The organism is Bradyrhizobium sp. 187 (genome assembly GCF_023101005.1).
GTDB lineage: Bacteria > Pseudomonadota > Alphaproteobacteria > Rhizobiales > Xanthobacteraceae > Bradyrhizobium > Bradyrhizobium canariense_D.
Genome location: NZ_CP064693.1, coordinates 685,330 through 702,558 on the forward strand (window position 1 = coordinate 685,330; position 17,229 = coordinate 702,558).

15 protein-coding genes are annotated in these 17,229 nt (G+C 60.7%); 14 read left to right on the forward strand and 1 reads right to left on the reverse strand.

The genetic code is table 11. From position 1 onward, the window contains the following. The first annotated feature begins 60 nt into the window (after nt 1–60). The 11 genes from IVB19_RS03345 to gabD all read left to right on the forward strand — a co-directional run bounded on the left by IVB19_RS03345 (nt 61) and on the right by gabD (nt 12,794). Complete coding sequence (locus IVB19_RS03345) at nt 61–1,719, forward strand: acetolactate synthase large subunit (protein WP_018453170.1); 1,659 nt, start codon at nt 61–63, stop codon at nt 1,717–1,719. Nucleotides 1,720–1,792: 73 nt separating this feature from the next. Continuing rightward, nucleotides 1,793–2,161, forward strand: a complete 369-nt coding sequence (locus IVB19_RS03350) for a phasin family protein (RefSeq protein ID WP_143273907.1) — start codon at nt 1,793–1,795, stop codon at nt 2,159–2,161. Nucleotides 2,162–2,202: 41 nt separating this feature from the next. Beyond that, nucleotides 2,203–4,257: an acetate--CoA ligase gene (gene acs, locus IVB19_RS03355; RefSeq protein WP_240543312.1), complete on the forward strand. Its 2,055-nt coding sequence runs from the start codon at nt 2,203–2,205 to the stop codon at nt 4,255–4,257. Then, nucleotides 4,254–4,781 carry an inorganic diphosphatase gene (ppa, locus tag IVB19_RS03360; protein WP_018453173.1) on the forward strand — a complete coding sequence of 176 codons (528 nt, stop codon included), beginning with the start codon at nt 4,254–4,256 and terminating at the stop codon, nt 4,779–4,781. The genes acs and ppa overlap by 4 nt, the downstream gene beginning before the upstream one ends. 21 nt (nt 4,782–4,802) lie before the next feature. Continuing rightward, entirely contained in the window at nt 4,803–5,417 is a 615-nt protein-coding gene (locus IVB19_RS03365) for an adenylate kinase (RefSeq protein WP_026232477.1), read from the forward strand. Further along, nucleotides 5,414–6,586, forward strand: coding sequence for an iron-containing alcohol dehydrogenase (locus IVB19_RS03370; protein ID WP_018453175.1), 1,173 nt, complete (start codon nt 5,414–5,416; stop codon nt 6,584–6,586). Before IVB19_RS03365 ends, IVB19_RS03370 begins: the two co-directional genes overlap by 4 nt. A 21-nt stretch (nt 6,587–6,607) precedes the next feature. Next, nucleotides 6,608–7,282, forward strand: a complete 675-nt coding sequence (locus IVB19_RS03375) for a poly(R)-hydroxyalkanoic acid synthase subunit PhaE (RefSeq protein ID WP_039798611.1) — start codon at nt 6,608–6,610, stop codon at nt 7,280–7,282. Beyond that, nucleotides 7,279–8,400: a class III poly(R)-hydroxyalkanoic acid synthase subunit PhaC gene (gene phaC, locus IVB19_RS03380; protein ID WP_018453177.1), complete on the forward strand. Its 1,122-nt coding sequence runs from the start codon at nt 7,279–7,281 to the stop codon at nt 8,398–8,400. Before IVB19_RS03375 ends, phaC begins: the two co-directional genes overlap by 4 nt. Further along, nucleotides 8,400–10,322 (forward strand): acyl CoA:acetate/3-ketoacid CoA transferase, encoded by a 1,923-nt coding sequence (locus IVB19_RS03385; protein WP_247821039.1) that lies wholly within the window; start codon nt 8,400–8,402, stop codon nt 10,320–10,322. Before phaC ends, IVB19_RS03385 begins: the two co-directional genes overlap by 1 nt. Before the next feature lie 4 nt (nt 10,323–10,326). Continuing rightward, the gene (locus IVB19_RS03390; RefSeq protein ID WP_085361111.1) at nt 10,327–11,253 is read left to right on the forward strand and encodes an alpha/beta fold hydrolase; all 927 of its coding nucleotides are present in this window, start codon (nt 10,327–10,329) and stop codon (nt 11,251–11,253) included. Between the two features lie 62 nt (nt 11,254–11,315). Further along, on the forward strand, nt 11,316–12,794 hold the full coding sequence (gene gabD, locus IVB19_RS03395; protein WP_247821040.1) for an NADP-dependent succinate-semialdehyde dehydrogenase: 1,479 nt from the start codon (nt 11,316–11,318) through the stop codon (nt 12,792–12,794). Nucleotides 12,795–13,033: 239 nt separating this feature from the next. Here gabD and IVB19_RS03400 read toward each other — a convergent pair whose 3' ends face one another. Continuing rightward, nucleotides 13,034–13,912, reverse strand: coding sequence for a GNAT family N-acetyltransferase (locus IVB19_RS03400; protein ID WP_018453181.1), 879 nt, complete (start codon nt 13,910–13,912; stop codon nt 13,034–13,036). A 271-nt stretch (nt 13,913–14,183) separates the two neighbouring features. Here IVB19_RS03400 and IVB19_RS03405 point away from each other — a divergent pair, with 271 nt between their 5' ends. From IVB19_RS03405 to IVB19_RS03415, 3 genes are all read left to right on the forward strand, one after another. Further along, nucleotides 14,184–15,107, forward strand: a complete 924-nt coding sequence (locus IVB19_RS03405) for a 2-hydroxyacid dehydrogenase (protein ID WP_018453183.1) — start codon at nt 14,184–14,186, stop codon at nt 15,105–15,107. Between the two features lie 14 nt (nt 15,108–15,121). Then, the gene (locus IVB19_RS03410; RefSeq protein ID WP_018453184.1) at nt 15,122–15,478 is read left to right on the forward strand and encodes a cupin domain-containing protein; all 357 of its coding nucleotides are present in this window, start codon (nt 15,122–15,124) and stop codon (nt 15,476–15,478) included. A gap of 242 nt (nt 15,479–15,720) precedes the next feature. Next, nucleotides 15,721–17,178 (forward strand): NAD-dependent succinate-semialdehyde dehydrogenase, encoded by a 1,458-nt coding sequence (locus IVB19_RS03415; protein ID WP_018453185.1) that lies wholly within the window; start codon nt 15,721–15,723, stop codon nt 17,176–17,178. Nucleotides 17,179–17,229: the final 51 nt, after the last annotated feature.

The following is a 17,229-nucleotide window of genomic DNA, read 5'->3' on the forward strand; positions in this document are numbered from 1 at the left end:
CCCCGTCATGCCTGCGACGGCGTCCGGAGAGCATTGAATTCGAATGGGAGAGACGCGCTGATGGCCAAGGGATCAGATTTGTTGGTTGCCGCACTCGAGAACGAGGGCGTCGACCGAATTTTCGGCGTTCCCGGCGAGGAGAACCTCGATGTCGTGGAAAGCTTGCGCAACTCGTCGATCAAGCTGATCCTGACACGCCACGAGCAGGGCGCGGCCTTCATGGCCGCGACTTATGGACGGCTGACCGGCAAGCCCGGCGTGTGCATCACCACGCTTGGCCCTGGCGCATTGAACCTGACGACTGGCGCCGCCTACGCGCTGCTCGGCGCCATGCCCATGATCATGCTCACGGGCCAGAAGGGCATCATGAGCAGCCGACAGGCCAAATTCCAGATCGTCGATGTGGTTAGCGCTTTCAAACCGTTGACCAAGCTGTCGCTCCAGATCGTCAGCACAAGCGGCATTCCGACAATCGTTCGCGATGCCTTCCGGATCGCCATGGAAGAGCGTCCGGGTCCGGTTCTTCTGGAACTGCCCGAGGACATCGCGGGCGAGGAATCCGAAGACGTCGCGATGGTGGCGCCGCATCCGATCGAGATCCCGGTCGCCCATCGTGCCTCGCTGGATCGCGCTGCCGACATGATCCTCAAGGCCAAGCGGCCCTTGATCATGCTCGGCGCCGCCGCGTCCCGGCCGCGCAGCACGGCCGGCATCGGCGGCTTCGTCCGCCGCACGAAAATTCCGTTCTTCACCACACAAATGGGCAAGGGAACGGTACCCGGCGGCAGCAACCTCTACATGGGGACGGCTGCACTCAGCGAGCGCGATTACGTTCATGAAGCGGTCGACCGAGCCGATCTGATTATTGCCATAGGTCACGACACCATCGAAAAGCCGCCCTTCATCATGGGCCCCAAAGGTCCTCAAGTCATCCACGTCAGCTACACGCCGGCCAACGTGGAGCGGGTCTACTTTCCGCAGTGCGAAGTGGTCGGCGATGTTGGACCGAGCCTGGAGTTGCTGGCCGATCGTCTCGAGGGGCGGCTGCATCATGCCGGCGCGCTGTTAAGCCTTCGCGAAAGTATCCTGGCCCGGATCGGCGATCGCGCGACCGAGGACCGTTGGCCCCCGACGCCGCAACGCATCGTGCACGATGTGCGAAAGGTCATCCCTGAAGACGGCGTCGTCGCGCTGGATAACGGGATGTACAAGATCTGGTTCGCCCGCAACTACCGCACCTATGTGGCGAACACGCTGCTGCTGGACAATGCCCTCGCGACAATGGGCGCCGGGCTGCCATCCGCCATGATGGCGGCGATGCTGCATCCGGAACGCCGCGTGCTCGCGGTCTGCGGCGACGGCGGCTTCATGATGAATTCGCAGGAGATGGAAACCGCGGTTCGCCTTAAATTGAATCTCGTCGTGCTGATCCTGGAAGATTCGGCCTATGGCATGATCCGCTGGAAACAGGCGGTCGATAGTTTCCCGGACTTTGGCCTCACGTTCGGGAATCCGGATTTCGTCAAATACGCCGAGAGCTACGGCGCGAAAGGCTCGCGGGTCGAAAGCACGGATTCGTTGATTCCGACGCTCGAAAACGCTTTCAAAGGTGGCGGTGTGCACCTCGTCGTCGTGCCGATCGACTACAGCGAAAATACCCGCGTGCTCGTGGATGAACTTCGCGAGAAGCTGAAGCAGGTTATTGAGCCGACCGTGTGAGCCGTCGGCGAGGGCCGATTGATGAGCTGAGCTGAAATTGGCGTGGTCGCAAGCGCCGGCAATGGAGAGTGCAATGAGTGAGCAGATCAACGAGCAGGCTGAGAAGATGCGGGAAATGGCGCAGACCACGCTGGACAAGGCGAAAGAGGCTGTGTCGAAATACATAACCGAATCCCAGAAGTTGAGAGAGAAGGCCGATTCCAGCGTTCGCTCAACCTATTCGGCGGCGAAGGAGATGAACGAAAGAGCCGTCGCGTTCGCCGAGGAAAATGTGGCTTCGGGCTTCGAGCTTGCGCAACGGCTGTTGCATGCCAAGGACCCGCAGGAAATGGGTGCAGTTTATCAGAGCCATCTCAAGGAGCAGATGGAAAAAATGAACGCGCAGTTTCGCGAGCTTGCAAGTGCAATGAACCAGCCGTCGACTGTTGACCTGAATAAGTAGCGCCGGTCGCCTCAGAGCGAAATCAAATCGCTGATCACAGGATGTTGCCTGCACGCGTTCCGAGCGCGGACGATGCATCATCCGATCAAGACAATCGCATCGCAGTGCGTCGGGGAGGCTCCAAGGTGGGCACGGAAAAGTCAGATACGCTGATCCATGACGTGCCGGCCGGCTGGGCACGGCGGGCTCATGCTGACGCTGCGAAATACAGCAGCATGTATGCTTCGTCGGTGTCGACGCCGGATGCTTTCTGGGCGGAGCATGGCAAGCGGATCGACTGGATCAAGCCGTTCACGAAGGTGAAGAATACCTCCTTTGCGCCCGGCAAGGTCTCGATCAAGTGGTTCGAGGACGGCACCACGAATGTGGCGATGAACTGCATCGACCGGCATCTTGCCCGGCGTGCCGGTCAGGTCGCGATCATCTGGGAGGGCGACGATCCCGCCGAATCCAGGCACATCACCTACGCGGAGTTGCACGATCAGGTCTGTCGTTTCGCGAATGTCCTGAAAAGTCACGGTGTGAAGAAAGGCGACACCGTCACGATCTACCTGCCCATGATTCCGGAAGCCGCCTATGCCATGCTCGCCTGCGCGCGAATCGGGGCGGTCCATTCCATCGTGTTCGGCGGGTTCTCGCCGGATGCCCTGGCCGGACGTATCGAGGGCTGCCAGTCCAAAGTCCTGGTCACCGCCGATGAGGGGCTGCGCGGCGGGCGCAAGGTACCGCTGAAGGTCAATGCCGACGATGCGCTGAAGAAGGTGGCCGGCATCGTGAAGACGATGATCGTGGTCAAGCGCACCGGCGGTGGCATCGACTGGGTCGACGGCCGCGACGTCTGGTACGCGGACGAGGTGGCAAAGGCCTCGGCCGACTGCGCGCCGGTCGAAATGAACGCGGAGGATCCGCTATTCCTTCTTTACACGTCGGGTTCAACCGGTGCTCCAAAGGGCGTCGTTCACAGCACGGGTGGCTATCTCGTTTTTGCGTCGATGACGCACCAGTATGTGTTCGACTATCACGACGGCGACATCTACTGGTGCACCGCCGATGTCGGCTGGGTCACCGGCCACAGCTACATCGTCTATGGGCCGCTGGCCAACGGCGCGACCACGCTGATGTTCGAGGGGATCCCGAACTATCCCTCAACATCGCGCTTTTGGCAGGTCGTCGACAAACACAAGGTCAACATCTTCTACACCGCGCCGACCGCGATCCGTTCGTTGATGGGTGCGGGGGAAGAGCCGGTCAAACAGACCAGCCGTGCGTCGCTGCGCTTGCTCGGCTCGGTGGGCGAGCCGATCAATCCGGAAGCGTGGGATTGGTATCACCGCGTGGTCGGCGATGGACGTTGTCCGATCGTCGATACCTGGTGGCAGACCGAGACAGGCGGCATCTTGATCTCGCCGCTTCCCGGCGCGACGGCTTTGAAGCCCGGTTCGGCAACCCTGCCGTTTTTCGGAGTGATGCCGGAAGTGGTGGACGCAAGTGGTGCCGTGCTGACCGGCGCATGCGAAGGCAATCTCGTCATTGCCGATTCCTGGCCAGGCCAGATGCGCACGGTCTACGGCGACCACGAGCGCTTCATGCAGACCTACTTCGCGACCTATCCGGGCAAGTATTTCACCGGCGATGGCTGCCGGCGCGACGCCGACGGCTACTACTGGATCACCGGCCGCGTCGACGACGTCATCAACGTATCCGGTCATCGCATGGGGACAGCCGAAGTCGAAAGCGCGCTCGTCGCACATCAGAAGGTTTCCGAAGCCGCTGTTGTCGGTTTTCCGCACGACATCAAGGGGCAGGGCATCTACGCCTACGTCACCTTGATGTCGGATGCGGAGCCCTCCGGAGAGTTGCGCAAGGAACTAGTGGCCTGGGTCCGCAAGGAGATCGGACCGATCGCCGCACCCGATGTCATTCAGTTTGCGCCGGGCCTGCCCAAGACCCGCTCTGGAAAGATCATGCGTCGTATTCTGCGCAAAATCGCCGAGGACGAAGTCGGCGCGCTCGGGGACACCTCAACCCTGGCGGATCCGGCGGTGGTCGATGATCTCATCAAAAACCGCCATAGCCAAAAGGCGGCGCGGAAATGAATATCGACGCGATTTCGATCGGCGACAATCCCCCGGAGGACGTCAATGTCATCATCGAGGTTCCGATCGGCGGTGAACCGATCAAATACGAAATGAACAAGGCGGCGGGCGCGCTGTTCGTCGACCGCTTCCTGTATACGCCGATGCGCTATCCCGGAAATTACGGCTTCGTTCCGCACACGCTTTCGGACGATGGGGATCCGATCGACGTGCTCGTGGCCAATTCGCGGCCGATCGCTCCTGGCGCCATAATCAATGTGCGGCCGATCGGCGTGCTCAAGATGGATGACGAGGGCGGCGGCGACGAGAAGATCATCGCCGTGCCGATGCCGAAACTGACGATGCGCTACGCACACGTCAACGGGATCGCCGACATGCCGCAGATCGCGATCGAGCAGATCCAGCACTTCTTTGAACACTACAAGGATCTGGAGCCGGGGAAGTGGGTGAAGGTGATCGGATGGGGCGACAGTGCCGAAGCGCGCCGGCTGATCGTCGAGGCCATCGCGCGGGCAAAGAGCTGAAACCGAGATATGGGCAATGATATGAGACTGGTTCTGTTGGGGCCGCCAGGCGCAGGTAAGGGCACGCAGGCGACGAGGATCGTCACTCGATTTGCGATCCCGCAATTGTCGACCGGCGACATGCTGCGCCAGGCGGTTGCGGAAGGCACGGCTGCGGGATTGCGCGTCAAGCACATCATGGATCGGGGTGAACTTGTGCCCGACGACGTCGTGGTATCGGTGATCGCTAATCGTATCGACCATTCCGATGCGGTAAGCGGCTTTATCCTTGACGGCTTCCCGCGCACGGTCGCGCAGGCCGAAGCGCTCGATCAGGAACTCGCCACCCGGGGCATCAAGCTCGATGCGGTGCTTGAGCTCGAGGTCGACGAAGATGCGCTGCTCGACCGCATCAAAGGGCGCGCCGACGATGCGGCAAGCCGAGGCGAGCCGGTGCGCCGCGACGATAATCCCGAGGTCTTCAAGACCCGGCTCGGCGTTTATCGCGAGCAAACCGCGCCGGTCACGGAATACTACCGGTCGCAGGGACTGCTCAACGTCGTCGACGGTTTGCAGCCGATTGACGCCGTGACCGAACAGCTCGCCGCGGCGCTTGCGGCAGTAACGTCCGATCAGATCAGGAGTGATGTCAGATGAAAGCGTTTACCTTCCAGGCACCCCCCAACATCCTGTTCGAGGCAGGCGCATCGAAAAAGCTGGCGGAGTTGGTCGCTGGATACGGGGCAAAACGTGTTCTGCTGGTCACGGATAAGGGCGTACGCAATGCAGGCCTGACCAGAAACGCCGAGGCTGGCCTGGTTGCCGGCGGCTGCGAACTGACGATATTCGAAGATGTGGAGGCGGATCCGCCGTCGCATATCATCGAGCGGGCGGTCGCACTGTGTCGTGACAAGGACATCGAGCTGGTTGCCTCAATCGGCGGCGGCAGCGCGCTCGATACCGCGAAGTTGGTGGCCTATCTGGCCAAAACGCCTGATCGCCTCGAAGATATCTACGGCGTCGGCCTTGCCAAGGGCGAACGCCTTCCGCTGCTGCTGGTGCCGACAACGGCCGGAACGGGCTCGGAGGTGACCCCGATTGCGATCGTCACCACGCCGACGACCGAGAAAAAGGGCGTCGTTGCGCCCCGCCTGCTCCCGGACTGGGCGATCCTCGATCCGGAGCTGACGCTCGGCCTGCCGCCGCATGTCACCGCGGCGACCGGCATCGACGCCATGGTCCATGCGATCGAAGCCTATACCAGCAAGCACCGGAAGAATCCGATGTCGGACCAGTTGGCACGGCAGGCTCTCGCCCTGCTGTCGGCGAATGTCCGGACGGTCTGTGCGGACGGATCTAATCTCGAAGCGCGGTCGCAAATGCTGCTGGGTTCGATGCTGGCCGGCATGGCGTTCGCCAATTCCCCGGTCGCCGCCGTGCACGCGCTGGCCTATCCGATCGGCGCGCTGTTCCACGTGCCGCATGGCCTGTCGAATGCCTTGGTGCTGACCCAGGTGCTGCGGTTCAATTTGCCGGAGGCGGAAGGCCTCTACGCCGAACTGGCGCCGATCGTCGATCCCAAATCGGAAGGAATGAGCGTCAGCCAGCGGGCACGGCTGTTCGTCGATGCGATCGCGGCGATCTGCCGGGATTGCAACGTGCCGGCCTCGCTGGCCGATGTCGGCATTGCGAGGGGCGACCTGAAGAAGCTCGCCGAGGATGCGATGAAGCAGACGCGGCTTCTCGTGAACAATCCGCGGGAATTGAGCTTCGACGATGCGCTGGCGATCTACACCGAGGCGTTCGGCAACCGCGCGGCGGCCTGAGCGGCACAAAGAGTGAGCAGCATGAGCGAGAACGACAAATCGGCTTCCGCTGATTCCGATCCCGGCCTCGAATGGGCGAAGCTGTGGCAGACGATGGCCGAATCCTCGAACCGCATGGTCGAGGCGTGGTCGGGGTCGATGGCACCGTTCATGCTGGCGCGTCTGTCGGAAAAGCCGGGTGGTTTTGGCGACGGCAACGAACTGTCGGCAGCGATCGAGCGGATGGCGCAGGGGCCGCGGCTGGCCGACGTCTGGGACATCGACCGGAAAATGGCGTTGGCCTTTGGGGCCTGGATCGAGATGCGCCAGCGGCTTGCGAGCTACAATGCGGTTGCTGCCGCTCCATGGCCTGAAGCGTCGAAGCGGTTTTACGAGACGATGTCCGCCACCGGTAGCGATGGCTCCCCGCATCCGGAGTGGCGCGAGGCGTTCGCCAAATGGAGCGAAATCTCCAACGAGGAACTGATCCGGAATCAGCGCACCGACGGCTTCTTGCAAGCTCAGAAGGAACTGCTGCAGGCGGGATTGAAGTTACGGAGCCGGCAGGATGATGTCGCTGAGGCCGCGTCAGCCATGTTGGGGCTGCCGACCCGCAAGGATTTCGACGACGTGACGCAGCAATTGACCGAACTCCGCCGAGAAGTCCGTACGCTCGCCCGCCAGATCCGCGACCAGAAGAGCGAAGCCGCACGATGAGCGATCAGGAGAACCAAACCTCGCGCTTCGCCCGGGACATGGCGGCCAACGCCGAGAAGATGTTCAAGGCGACACAGTTGATCGCCAATACGCGGGATGAAGACGTCGCCATCGGCACGACACCGAAGCATCTCATGATGCGCCGCGACAAGGTCGAGCTGTTCCATTATGAGCCGATGGCGGAAGCGACGGCGAAGACGCCCGTCCTTTTGGCCTACGGCCTGATCGGGCGGTATACCATGGCTGATTTACAGCCTGACCGCTCGCTGGTGCGCAGCCTTCTCTCAAAAGGGCTCGATCTCTGGCTGATCGACTGGGGCCAGCCGGGCCGAACCGAGCGATGGCTGAAAATTGATGATTACGTCGATGACTACATCGATGCCGCAGTCGACCGCATCGCGCAGGAAACCGGCCATGACAAGATCACGCTGCTCGGCATCTGCGAAGGCGGCGTCTTTACGACGTGCTACACCGCTCTGCATCCGGAAAAGGTCAAAAATCTCGTCATCACCATTACCCCAATCGACTTCCATGCCGATGTCAAGGACAAGGCCGCGCACCACGGCTTCCTCAACCTTTGGACCCGCAGCCTCGATCCTGATGACATCGACAAGCTGGTCGATACTTACGGCGTGCTGCCGGGCGAGTTCATGAGCTCGGTGTTCTCGATGATGACGCCGATGCGCTCACTGACGAAATACAATGTCGATCTCATCGACGTCGTCGATGACGAGGCCAAGTTCATGAATTTCCTCCGCATGGAAAAGTGGCTCGCGGACCGTCCGCATCATCCTGGCGGAGCGGCGAAGCAGTGGCTGAAGGATCTCTACCAGGAGAACCGCCTGGTCGATGGCAGCTTTGAACTGTCCGGCCGTCGGGTCGATCTGAAGTCTATCACGGCTCCCGTGCTGAATGTTTTTGCGTTGGATGACCATATCATTCCGCCGGACTGCTCGCGCGCGCTCGGAGCGAAGATAGGCAGCACGGATTACACCGAAATTCCGCTGCCCGGCGGCCATGTCGGCCTGTTCGTCTCCAGCAAATCGCAGGGCAAGCTGAGCCAGAGCATTGCCGACTGGCTGGTCGCCCGCGACGCCAATCCCGGAAGTGAAGCCTGATGCGCAACAAGATCGTCGACGCCGCCGAGGCGGTTGCCATCATCCGTTCCGGTGACACCGTCGCCTCGTCCGGCTTCGTCGGCGTGGGAACGCCCGATGAAATCATCAAGGCGCTGGAGCGGCGTTTCGTGCAGACCGGAGAGCCGCGGGACCTTTCGCTGGTGTTCGCGGCGGCGCCGGGAGACGGCGCCGATCGCGGCCTCAACCGCCTGGCGCATCCCGGCCTGATCAAACGCCTGGTCGGCGGACATTTCGGCCTGGTTCCGAAGCTCGCCCGGATGGCGGTCGACAATCACGTCGAGGCCTATAACTTGCCGCTCGGATGCGTATCGCATCTGTTTCGTGAAATTGCGGGGCGCAAGGCCGGGCTTCTCTCCAAGGTCGGGCTCGGCACCTTCGTCGATCCGGCCAATGGTGGCGGAAAGCTGAATGCGCGCACCACCGAAGAGCTGGTGCGGATGATCGAAATCGACGGCGAACAATGGCTGTTCTACAAGGCATTTCCCATCAACGTTGCGATCATCAGAGGTACCACCGCCGACCACAACGGCAACATCTCGATGGAAAAAGAGGCGTTGACCCTCGACAATCTGGCGCTGGCAACGGCCGCCAAGAACTGCAAGGGATTCGTCATCGCGCAGGTGGAGCGCATCGCCGCCTCCGGCTCGCTCAATCCGCGTCACGTCAAAATTCCGAGCGTCTTGATCGACTGCGTCGTCGTTGCGCAGCCCGAAAACCATGTCCAGACCTATGCCACGGGTTACAACGGAGCATTTTCGGGCGAATTGCGCGCGCCGGCCGATCGCAATGTTCCGATGGCGCTGGATAACCGCAAGATCATTGCGCGCCGCTGCGCCCTGGAATTGCCGATGGGCGGCGTGGTCAATCTCGGCATCGGCATGCCGGAGGGAGTCGCCTCGGTTGCCGCCGAAGAAAAGCTGTTCGACTTTGTGACGCTGACTGCCGAGCCCGGCATCATCGGCGGTATTCCGCAAGGCGGTCTCGATTTCGGTGCTTCGATCAATGCAGAATCGATCATCGACCAGAACCAGATGTTCGATTTCTACGACGGCGGCGGGCTCGATCTGGCCTGTCTCGGCATGGCTCAGGTCAATGGCCGCGGCGACGTCAACGTCAGCCTGTTCAATGGCCGTCTGGCCGGCGCCGGCGGCTTCATCAACATATCCCAGAATGCGCGCCGGCTGATCTTCGCAGGCACCTTCACCACCGGTGGGCTCAAGACGTCGGTCGTGGATGGTCAGCTCAAGATCCTCAGCGAAGGCAAGTCCTCGAAATTCATCGACAAGGTGGATCAGATCACGTTTTCGGGCCAGCTTGCCGCAACCAACAGGCAGCCCGTTCTCTATGTGACGGAGCGATGCGTGTTCCGCCTCACTCCCGAGGGTCTCGAACTGATCGAGATCGCGCCGGGTATCGATATGGAGCGCGACATTCTCGCGCTCATGGGCTTTCGGCCCATCATCCGCGCGCCGAAATCCATGGATGTTTCGCTGTTCAGCGAGGCCCTGATGCAGCTCGACGACCGGCTGCTCAATCGGCCGCTGGCGGAGCGGCTGTCGTACGATGCCGATCGCAACACGCTTTTTCTCGGACTTGACGGCTATCGGGTCCATAGAGATGCCGACGTCGAGGTAATCCGGGCGTCGATCCTCGAACTCTTCCATCGTGTCGGACGCCGGTTTTCCACAGTCGTCAACTACGATTCGTCTTACATCGCTCCCGACATGACGGAGAAATGGTTTTCAATGGCCGCCGAGGTCGAGCGGACCTGCTACGATCATGCCTCGCGCTACACCACCAGCGCATTCATGCGCCTGAAGCTCGGCGACGCGCTGGCCCGCCGCGACGTCGCGCCGCATATCTTCGAAACCTCGGCCGACGCCCACCGGTTTGTCGAATAGACCGATGGGGCTGAAATCCACCGAGTTGCGCCCCACGGACTGGCCTGAAGGACGGCAGAGGGCGCCCGACCGCACCGGATCGGTGCGCGGGCTGACCCGGCGCAGCTTCCATCGTATCGCATTCACGGATTGGGGGCCCGCGCCCGCGGTGCGGCCGGTGCTCTGCGTCCATGGCTTGACCAGAAACGGCCGGGACTTCGATCACCTCGCCGCAGTTCTCGCAATGGCAGGGCGGCAGGTCGTCTGCCCGGACTTGCCGGGCCGCGGACAAAGCGAACGGCTGCACGACAGCAGCGACTATGCCTTGCCGCAATATTGCAGCGACATGACCGTGTTGATGGCAGCTCTTGGTGCAACGGAGATCGATTGGGTTGGAACGTCGCTGGGCGGCTTGATCGGGATGGTGCTGGCTGCCCTTCCGGGCAGTCCGATCCGTCGCATCGTCATCAACGACATCGGACCCTATCTGCCCTGGACCGGATTGCTTCGTCTCGGTGCCAATCTCAACGAGGCGCCCAAATCGTTTGAGACGATCGAACAGGCCGAAGGCTACTACCGGCGGGTTCTGGCGCCTTTCGGGCGATTGGAGGATGTGCACTGGCGGCATCTGACAACGCATAGCGTGGCCTGGAGCGTGGAGGGGCGCTGCTTCAAGCCGCTGTGCGATGCGAACATCGCTCAGGCCTTTCGAAACCCTTGGCACTACAGCGTCGATCTCTGGAAATACTGGGATGCGATCGATGTCCCCATTCTGGTCATACGCGGGCAGCAATCGGATTTGCTTTCCGAAGGCGTCCTCAAGGACATGATGCGGCGCAATCGCAATGTCCGCGTTCACACCGTCGCGGACTGCGGGCATGCGCCGGCCCTGATCGCTGACGAACAGATCGAGGTCGTGACGCAGTTTCTGAGCGGCCACGACTCCACTTAGCGCTGAATGCTTCATGCCGAACTGCATTATAACGTGTTAATTCCAACCTGGCTGTCTTCATCATGGCTTCGAAACTCACGCTCAAAGATCCGACCCTGTTGCGCGATGCCTGTCCGGTGGCAGGTGCGTGGGTAGCCGCCGATAACGGCGCCACCATCACGGTCGATAATCCCTCGACCGGCGCCGTGGTCGGACATGTCCCCAACATGGGGATGGCCGAGACCCGGCGGGCGATCGAATTCGCCAACGCTGCGCTACCGGCGTGGCGAGCCCGTACCGCGAAAGAGCGCGCCGTGATCCTGCGACGCTGGTTCGATCTGATGATGGCGAACCAGGACGATCTCGGTGCGATCATGACGGCGGAGCAGGGCAAGCCGCTTGCTGAAGCCAAGGGCGAGATCGCCTATGCCGCAAGCTTCGTCGAGTGGTTCGGCGAGGAAGCAAAACGCGTCTATGGCGATACGATCCCGGGGTTCACGGCCGACCGACGCATCATCGTGCTAAAGCAGCCGATCGGCGTTTGTGCCGCAATCACCCCGTGGAATTTTCCGGCCGCGATGATCACGCGCAAGGCGGGCCCGGCCCTGGCGGCGGGTTGCACCATGGTCGTCAAGCCGGCAAGCCAGACACCACTGTCCGCGCTGGCGCTTGCGCTGCTGGCGGAGCGGGCAGGCGTCCCTCAAGGTGTGCTGTCCGTCATCACAGGTTCGGCGTCGGCGATCGGCGGCGAAATGACCTCCAATCCGATCGTACGCAAGGTGACATTCACGGGTTCGACCGAAATCGGCAAGAAGCTGATGGCGCAGAGCGCGTCGACGGTGAAGCGGACATCGATGGAGCTCGGCGGCAACGCGCCGTTCATCGTCTTCGACGATGCGGACATCGATGCCGCGGTCAAGGGCGCGATGGATTCGAAATACCGCAATGCCGGCCAGACCTGTGTTTGCGTCAATCGCTTCCTTGCGCAGGACAAGATCTACGATTTGTTTGTCTCGCGTCTGGCTGAGGCGGTTAGTGCGTTCAAGATCGGTGACGGGTTCGAGCCCGGCGTCGCGATTGGTCCGCTGATCGACATCGCCGCCGTGGAGAAAGTCGAAGAGCATGTTTCCGATGCGGTTTCCAAGGGAGCGCGCGTCGCCATCGGTGGGAAGCGCCATGCGCTTGGCCGCACGTTCTTTGAACCGACGGTATTGGCGGACGCCACGCCGGACATGTTGATCTTCCGGGAGGAAACTTTTGGCCCGGTCGCGCCCGTATTCCGCTTCAAGACTGAAGAGGAAGCGATCCGCCTTGCGAACGATACCGAGTTCGGACTTGCGGCCTATTTCTACGGCCGCGATATCGGACGGGTCTGGCGCGTTGCCGAAGCGCTCGAGTACGGCATCGTCGGTATCAACGAAGGCCTGATCTCGACCGAGGTTGCACCGTTCGGCGGCGTCAAGGAGAGCGGCAACGGCCGTGAGGGTTCGAAATACGGCATCGAGGACTATCTGGAAATCAAATACCTCTGCATGGGTATCATCCAGAGTTCGGCCACTTGAGCGGCTGCCGGCATCGCGGAACAACGCATGGGCGGAAACCGTTTCGGGCCGTAGCTTGAATGGGGAGGGAGCGGCCACGTAGGGAATAGTCGCAACATTCAGCGGTTTAGTTTTGTTGCTCGGAATATCGAAATTCGCCGCGAAAATTTTTCTGACACTCCGGAATCGAAGTTGCCGAATAAGTGGTCGTTATCATTTATATTCGTGGGACAGGCGCCACTAACAATTCGCTTCACAGCTCAGCTCAACGCGTGAGCGGCCAATCCGTAGACCCACGGCTCGTTTTCCTTTCGGTTGAGGAATCGCCGCCCCTTGGACATGGTTGTGACCGTCTCGCTGATCGCGAGGCGGCTCTGCTGAAGATAGTCAGCAAACAGGCCCGTTTGCTCCCGGGTATCGACGCGGGCGAAACGGCCGGTGAGATCCTTAAGATGCACGGCCGTGAGATGGATCGCGTCATAATCATTGCTGGCGACAATGGGACCGATCACGTGACCACGCCCGAATTCGCGCTTCATGGAGTAGCCGACGGTCTTGCCGTCGCGGCGCAGTACACAGATTGACGCACCTTCCGAAAGCAGAGCAAGCAGCTCCCGGCGGCTCGTGCCGAATGCGCGCTCATCCAGCGCCGCAATCTCATTGAGAGTTTCGGCTGACGCCGACCTCAATTCGCCATCCAGAACTGATGTCGGTGGAAGGGGTGATACGATCTCTCCCTGCCACTGATACACGACCGCTTCCTTGGTGAAGCCCAGCGACAGATAAAGATGATAGGCAGCATCGGTCGAGTTCAGGGCAAGACTCCGATCCTCGCACCGTTCGAACACCTGTTCCATCAGCCATCGGCCGGTACCTTGTGCTTGGGTGCGCGGCGATGTGAGTACCAGGCCGATGGTGGCGAATTCGTGTCCGTGGGGGAACCACATCGCACTTCCGAAAACGCGCCCGATGCCGTCAACAGCGACGATGCCCTGACCGGCGCGGCGCAGGAAATCCCAGTCCTTTGGCCGATGCGGCCAGCCGACGGCAATCGAGAGCGCGTGGAGCAGCTTCACATCAACGTCTCGAATGTCGCGCGCGACCAATTCGAAGGACTTCAGGCGTACGGATCGTCCCATCTCAGTTCATTCCTTCGCGGAATGCCAACGTCTATGGCTTGTCGTGCTTTAGCTGCCCAGTTGCGACAGCAGACGTGTTTGCCGCAGCATTGCACGGAAAGCCAGCAGGTTTCACCTGTTTTGGTGCAAGTGTTCGAAATGTTCGGCATATAGCGCACCGATATTCGGCAGAGAAAGCTTCTGCTTGCCGCTAGGCTGTAGATGCCCGGCGAGCTCGCTGCGCGCCAACAAGTCATCGAGCATCTCGCCGCGTGACACGAAGGGTCCCTAGATGGGGTTTCTTTTCAATTCCGATGCCGCTCGGGGCGCAATTTTCCGCCAGATATTTGCGCGCGAGCTCCCCGATCTTGAATTCTACCAGGGTAGGAAAAGCATCGACCCGGAAAAGGTGCGGTATCTGCTGACCTGGAACGTGCCGGACGACGTCTCGCGTTATCGCAATTTGGAGGTGCTCTTTTCGATCGGTGCCGGAGTCGACCAGTTCGTGCCCGAGATCATACCCGATCATGTGATGCTGGTGCGTATGGTCGAGGATGGCATCATACGCATGATGCAGGAATACGTCGTGCTTGGCGTGCTGGCGCTCCATCGCGAGATGCTCGCATATCGGGAGCAGCAGAGAAGGGGCGAGTGGCAAGATATTGTCACTCCACAGGCGACCGAACGCCGCGTGGGTTTCCTGGGCGTTGGGATGCTGGCGCAAGCGGCAATCGATCGCCTCAAGCCCTTTGGATTTTCCCTTGCCGCATGGAGCCGCAGCAAAAAGGTAGTCGAGGGCGTCACCTGCTTTCATGGCGACGATCGGCTAGGCAGTTTCCTGAGAGGAACGGATATTCTCGTCTGTCTTCTGCCCCTGACGGAGCAAACCCGCGGCCTCCTGAACGCAAAACTCTTCTCGCTTTTGCCGATGGGAGCGCGACTGCTGCATCTCGGCCGCGGCCCGCAGCTCGATCAGGCCGCACTCATCGAGGCGCTCGACAGCGGCCGCCTCGCGGCAGCTATGCTCGATGTCACTGACCCCGAGCCGCTGCCGGAAGGCCATGCGCTCTGGGCACATCCGAAGGTCATGATAACGCCGCACATCGCATCCGTGACGCAACCGCATACGGCGGCACAATCCGTCGTAGAAAACATCAGGCGCCACCGCGCGGGAAAAAATCCGATCGGGCTTGTCGATCGAACACTCGGCTATTAACCAGGGATAATGCCATGTCACTTCTGATTACTATCGATACCAATCCGGACTTCGCACCAAAGAACACCTTGCCTGCTCCGGAACGACTCATTTCGGGCAATCCATCCTTCAAGACCTGGGCGCAGGACGCCTCCAAAGCCGAGAAGGTGCTGACCGGCGTCTGGGAAGCAACGCCCGGCGAGACCCATTCCATCAAAGGCACCACTTACGAGTTCTGCCACATCATCTCGGGTCTCATCGAAATTGAGGAAAAGGGTGGTGAGACCAGGACTTACCGCGGCGGCGACAGCTTCGTGATGAAACCGGGCTTTGTCGGCGTCTGGCGCACGATCGAGACCGTGCGAAAGATCTACGTCAGCGCTTATGACTGAGCGCAATGCTCAGAGCGGTCGAAATCTGGCTTGGCAGAACAATCGACTTTCAAAGTCGCGCCTGACCGGCTTCAGCGCCGTCAGGCAATTCTCGATGAAAAAATGCGGTGTGCGGCCTTTATTGCTCAAATGAGCCGGCTTTGCTCGCCAGTCGCAAATCCAAGAGCGTTCTCGTAGTGCAGACCTGCTCGGTTGGCAAGCAGGAATGGCGGAGTTGGGCCCGAAGGCAAAGGAACATGTAGATGATTGCATTGAAGGACAAGGATCTGTTTCGCCAGCAAGGGCTGATCGGCGGCAATTGGCGAGATGCGAGCGCGAAAGCCACTGCCAATGTCATTGATCCTGCCAGCCAGAACGTCCTTGGTACCATCCCCGATATGGGGCGTAACGAGACTGCGGCTGCAATCAACGCTGCGGCTGATGCGTTCAAAGCTTGGAAGAAGACTACTCATGCAGAACGCGCGGCACTTTTGGAGCGTTGGTATGAGCTGATGCGGCAGCATGAGCAGGATCTGGCGCTCTTGCTGACTCTGGAACAGGGTAAGCCGCTTGCTGAATCGCTCGGAGAAATCCGCTATGGGGCATCCTTCGTAAAATGGTTTGCGGAAGAGACACGCCGGATCAACGGATCGACCATCCCTTCACCCACTGCCGATCGCCGCATTCTGGTGCTGAAAGAGCCGGTAGGCGTCTGCGGGATCATCACCCCCTGGAACTTTCCTAACGCCATGATCACGCGCAAGGTGGCACCTGCGCTTGCTGCGGGCTGCACCGTGGTCATCAAGCCATCTGAATTTACGCCATTTTCGGCGCTCGCGATCGGCGTTCTTGCGCAGCGGGCAGGGATCCCGGCGGGCGTGATTAATATCGTGACGGGCATGCCCGCGGAAATCGGCCAGGAACTGATGGACAATGAAACTGTCCGCAAGATCTCGTTTACCGGGTCGACTCGCGTCGGCGCATTGCTGATGAAAGGCGCCGCCGCCAACATCAAGAAGCTCAGCCTCGAGCTCGGCGGCAACGCGCCGTTCATCGTCTTTGATGATGCCGATGTTGACCGGGCCGTCGAGGGCGCGATTGCGTCGAAGTTTCGTAATGGCGGACAGACCTGCGTTTGCTCCAATCGCATTCTGGTGCAATCCGGCGTTTACGATGCCTTTGCGAAAAGGCTCGCCAGCCGGGTCGCAAAAATGAAGGTCGGTGCCGGCACCGAAGAAGGTGTCGAAATCGGACCAATGATCAATGGCGCGGCGATAGAAAAGATCAAGCGGCACGTCACAGACGCCCTGGACAAAGGCGCGAAGATCATCTCGCAGAGCGAACGTATGCCGGAAGGTCGGCAGTATGCGCGCCCCGTCGTGCTCGGTGAGGCAACGACTGACATGCTCTTGGCCTCAGAAGAGACGTTCGGACCAGTCGCGCCGCTTTTCCGCTTCGAGACGGAGGACGAAGCGATCGCGATCGCGAACGGCACGCCCTTCGGCCTTGCCGCCTACTTCTACACTGAAAACCTCAAGCGCTCGTGGCGCGTTGCCGAGGCGCTGGAATTCGGCATGGTGGGCCTGAACACCGGCCTGATCTCGACCGAGGTCGCGCCGTTCGGCGGTGTAAAGCAGTCCGGGCTGGGGCGCGAAGGATCCCAGCTCGGGATAGATGAATATCTTGAGATCAAAACGCTTCATGTCGGCGGATTGGAATAAGGGGGCGATTCCTGGTTTCAGGAGAGGAATCGAAGGGTTCTCCGATTTTGC

Excerpts from the sequence above, each read along its gene's own strand:
- IVB19_RS03345 (WP_018453170.1), top strand. The coding sequence starts at position 61 with ATGGCCAAGGGATCAGATTTGTTGGTTGCCGCACTCGAGAACGAGGGC.
- IVB19_RS03350 (WP_143273907.1), top strand. The coding sequence starts at position 1,793 with ATGAGTGAGCAGATCAACGAGCAGGCTGAGAAGATGCGGGAAATGGCG.
- acs (WP_240543312.1), top strand. The coding sequence starts at position 2,203 with ATGTTGCCTGCACGCGTTCCGAGCGCGGACGATGCATCATCCGATCAA.
- ppa (WP_018453173.1), top strand. The coding sequence starts at position 4,254 with ATGAATATCGACGCGATTTCGATCGGCGACAATCCCCCGGAGGACGTC.
- IVB19_RS03365 (WP_026232477.1), top strand. The coding sequence starts at position 4,803 with ATGAGACTGGTTCTGTTGGGGCCGCCAGGCGCAGGTAAGGGCACGCAG.
- IVB19_RS03370 (WP_018453175.1), top strand. The coding sequence starts at position 5,414 with ATGAAAGCGTTTACCTTCCAGGCACCCCCCAACATCCTGTTCGAGGCA.
- IVB19_RS03375 (WP_039798611.1), top strand. The coding sequence starts at position 6,608 with ATGAGCGAGAACGACAAATCGGCTTCCGCTGATTCCGATCCCGGCCTC.
- phaC (WP_018453177.1), top strand. The coding sequence starts at position 7,279 with ATGAGCGATCAGGAGAACCAAACCTCGCGCTTCGCCCGGGACATGGCG.
- IVB19_RS03385 (WP_247821039.1), top strand. The coding sequence starts at position 8,400 with ATGCGCAACAAGATCGTCGACGCCGCCGAGGCGGTTGCCATCATCCGT.
- IVB19_RS03390 (WP_085361111.1), top strand. The coding sequence starts at position 10,327 with ATGGGGCTGAAATCCACCGAGTTGCGCCCCACGGACTGGCCTGAAGGA.
- gabD (WP_247821040.1), top strand. The coding sequence starts at position 11,316 with ATGGCTTCGAAACTCACGCTCAAAGATCCGACCCTGTTGCGCGATGCC.
- IVB19_RS03400 (WP_018453181.1), bottom strand. The coding sequence starts at position 13,912 with ATGGGACGATCCGTACGCCTGAAGTCCTTCGAATTGGTCGCGCGCGAC.
- IVB19_RS03405 (WP_018453183.1), top strand. The coding sequence starts at position 14,184 with ATGGGGTTTCTTTTCAATTCCGATGCCGCTCGGGGCGCAATTTTCCGC.
- IVB19_RS03410 (WP_018453184.1), top strand. The coding sequence starts at position 15,122 with ATGTCACTTCTGATTACTATCGATACCAATCCGGACTTCGCACCAAAG.
- IVB19_RS03415 (WP_018453185.1), top strand. The coding sequence starts at position 15,721 with ATGATTGCATTGAAGGACAAGGATCTGTTTCGCCAGCAAGGGCTGATC.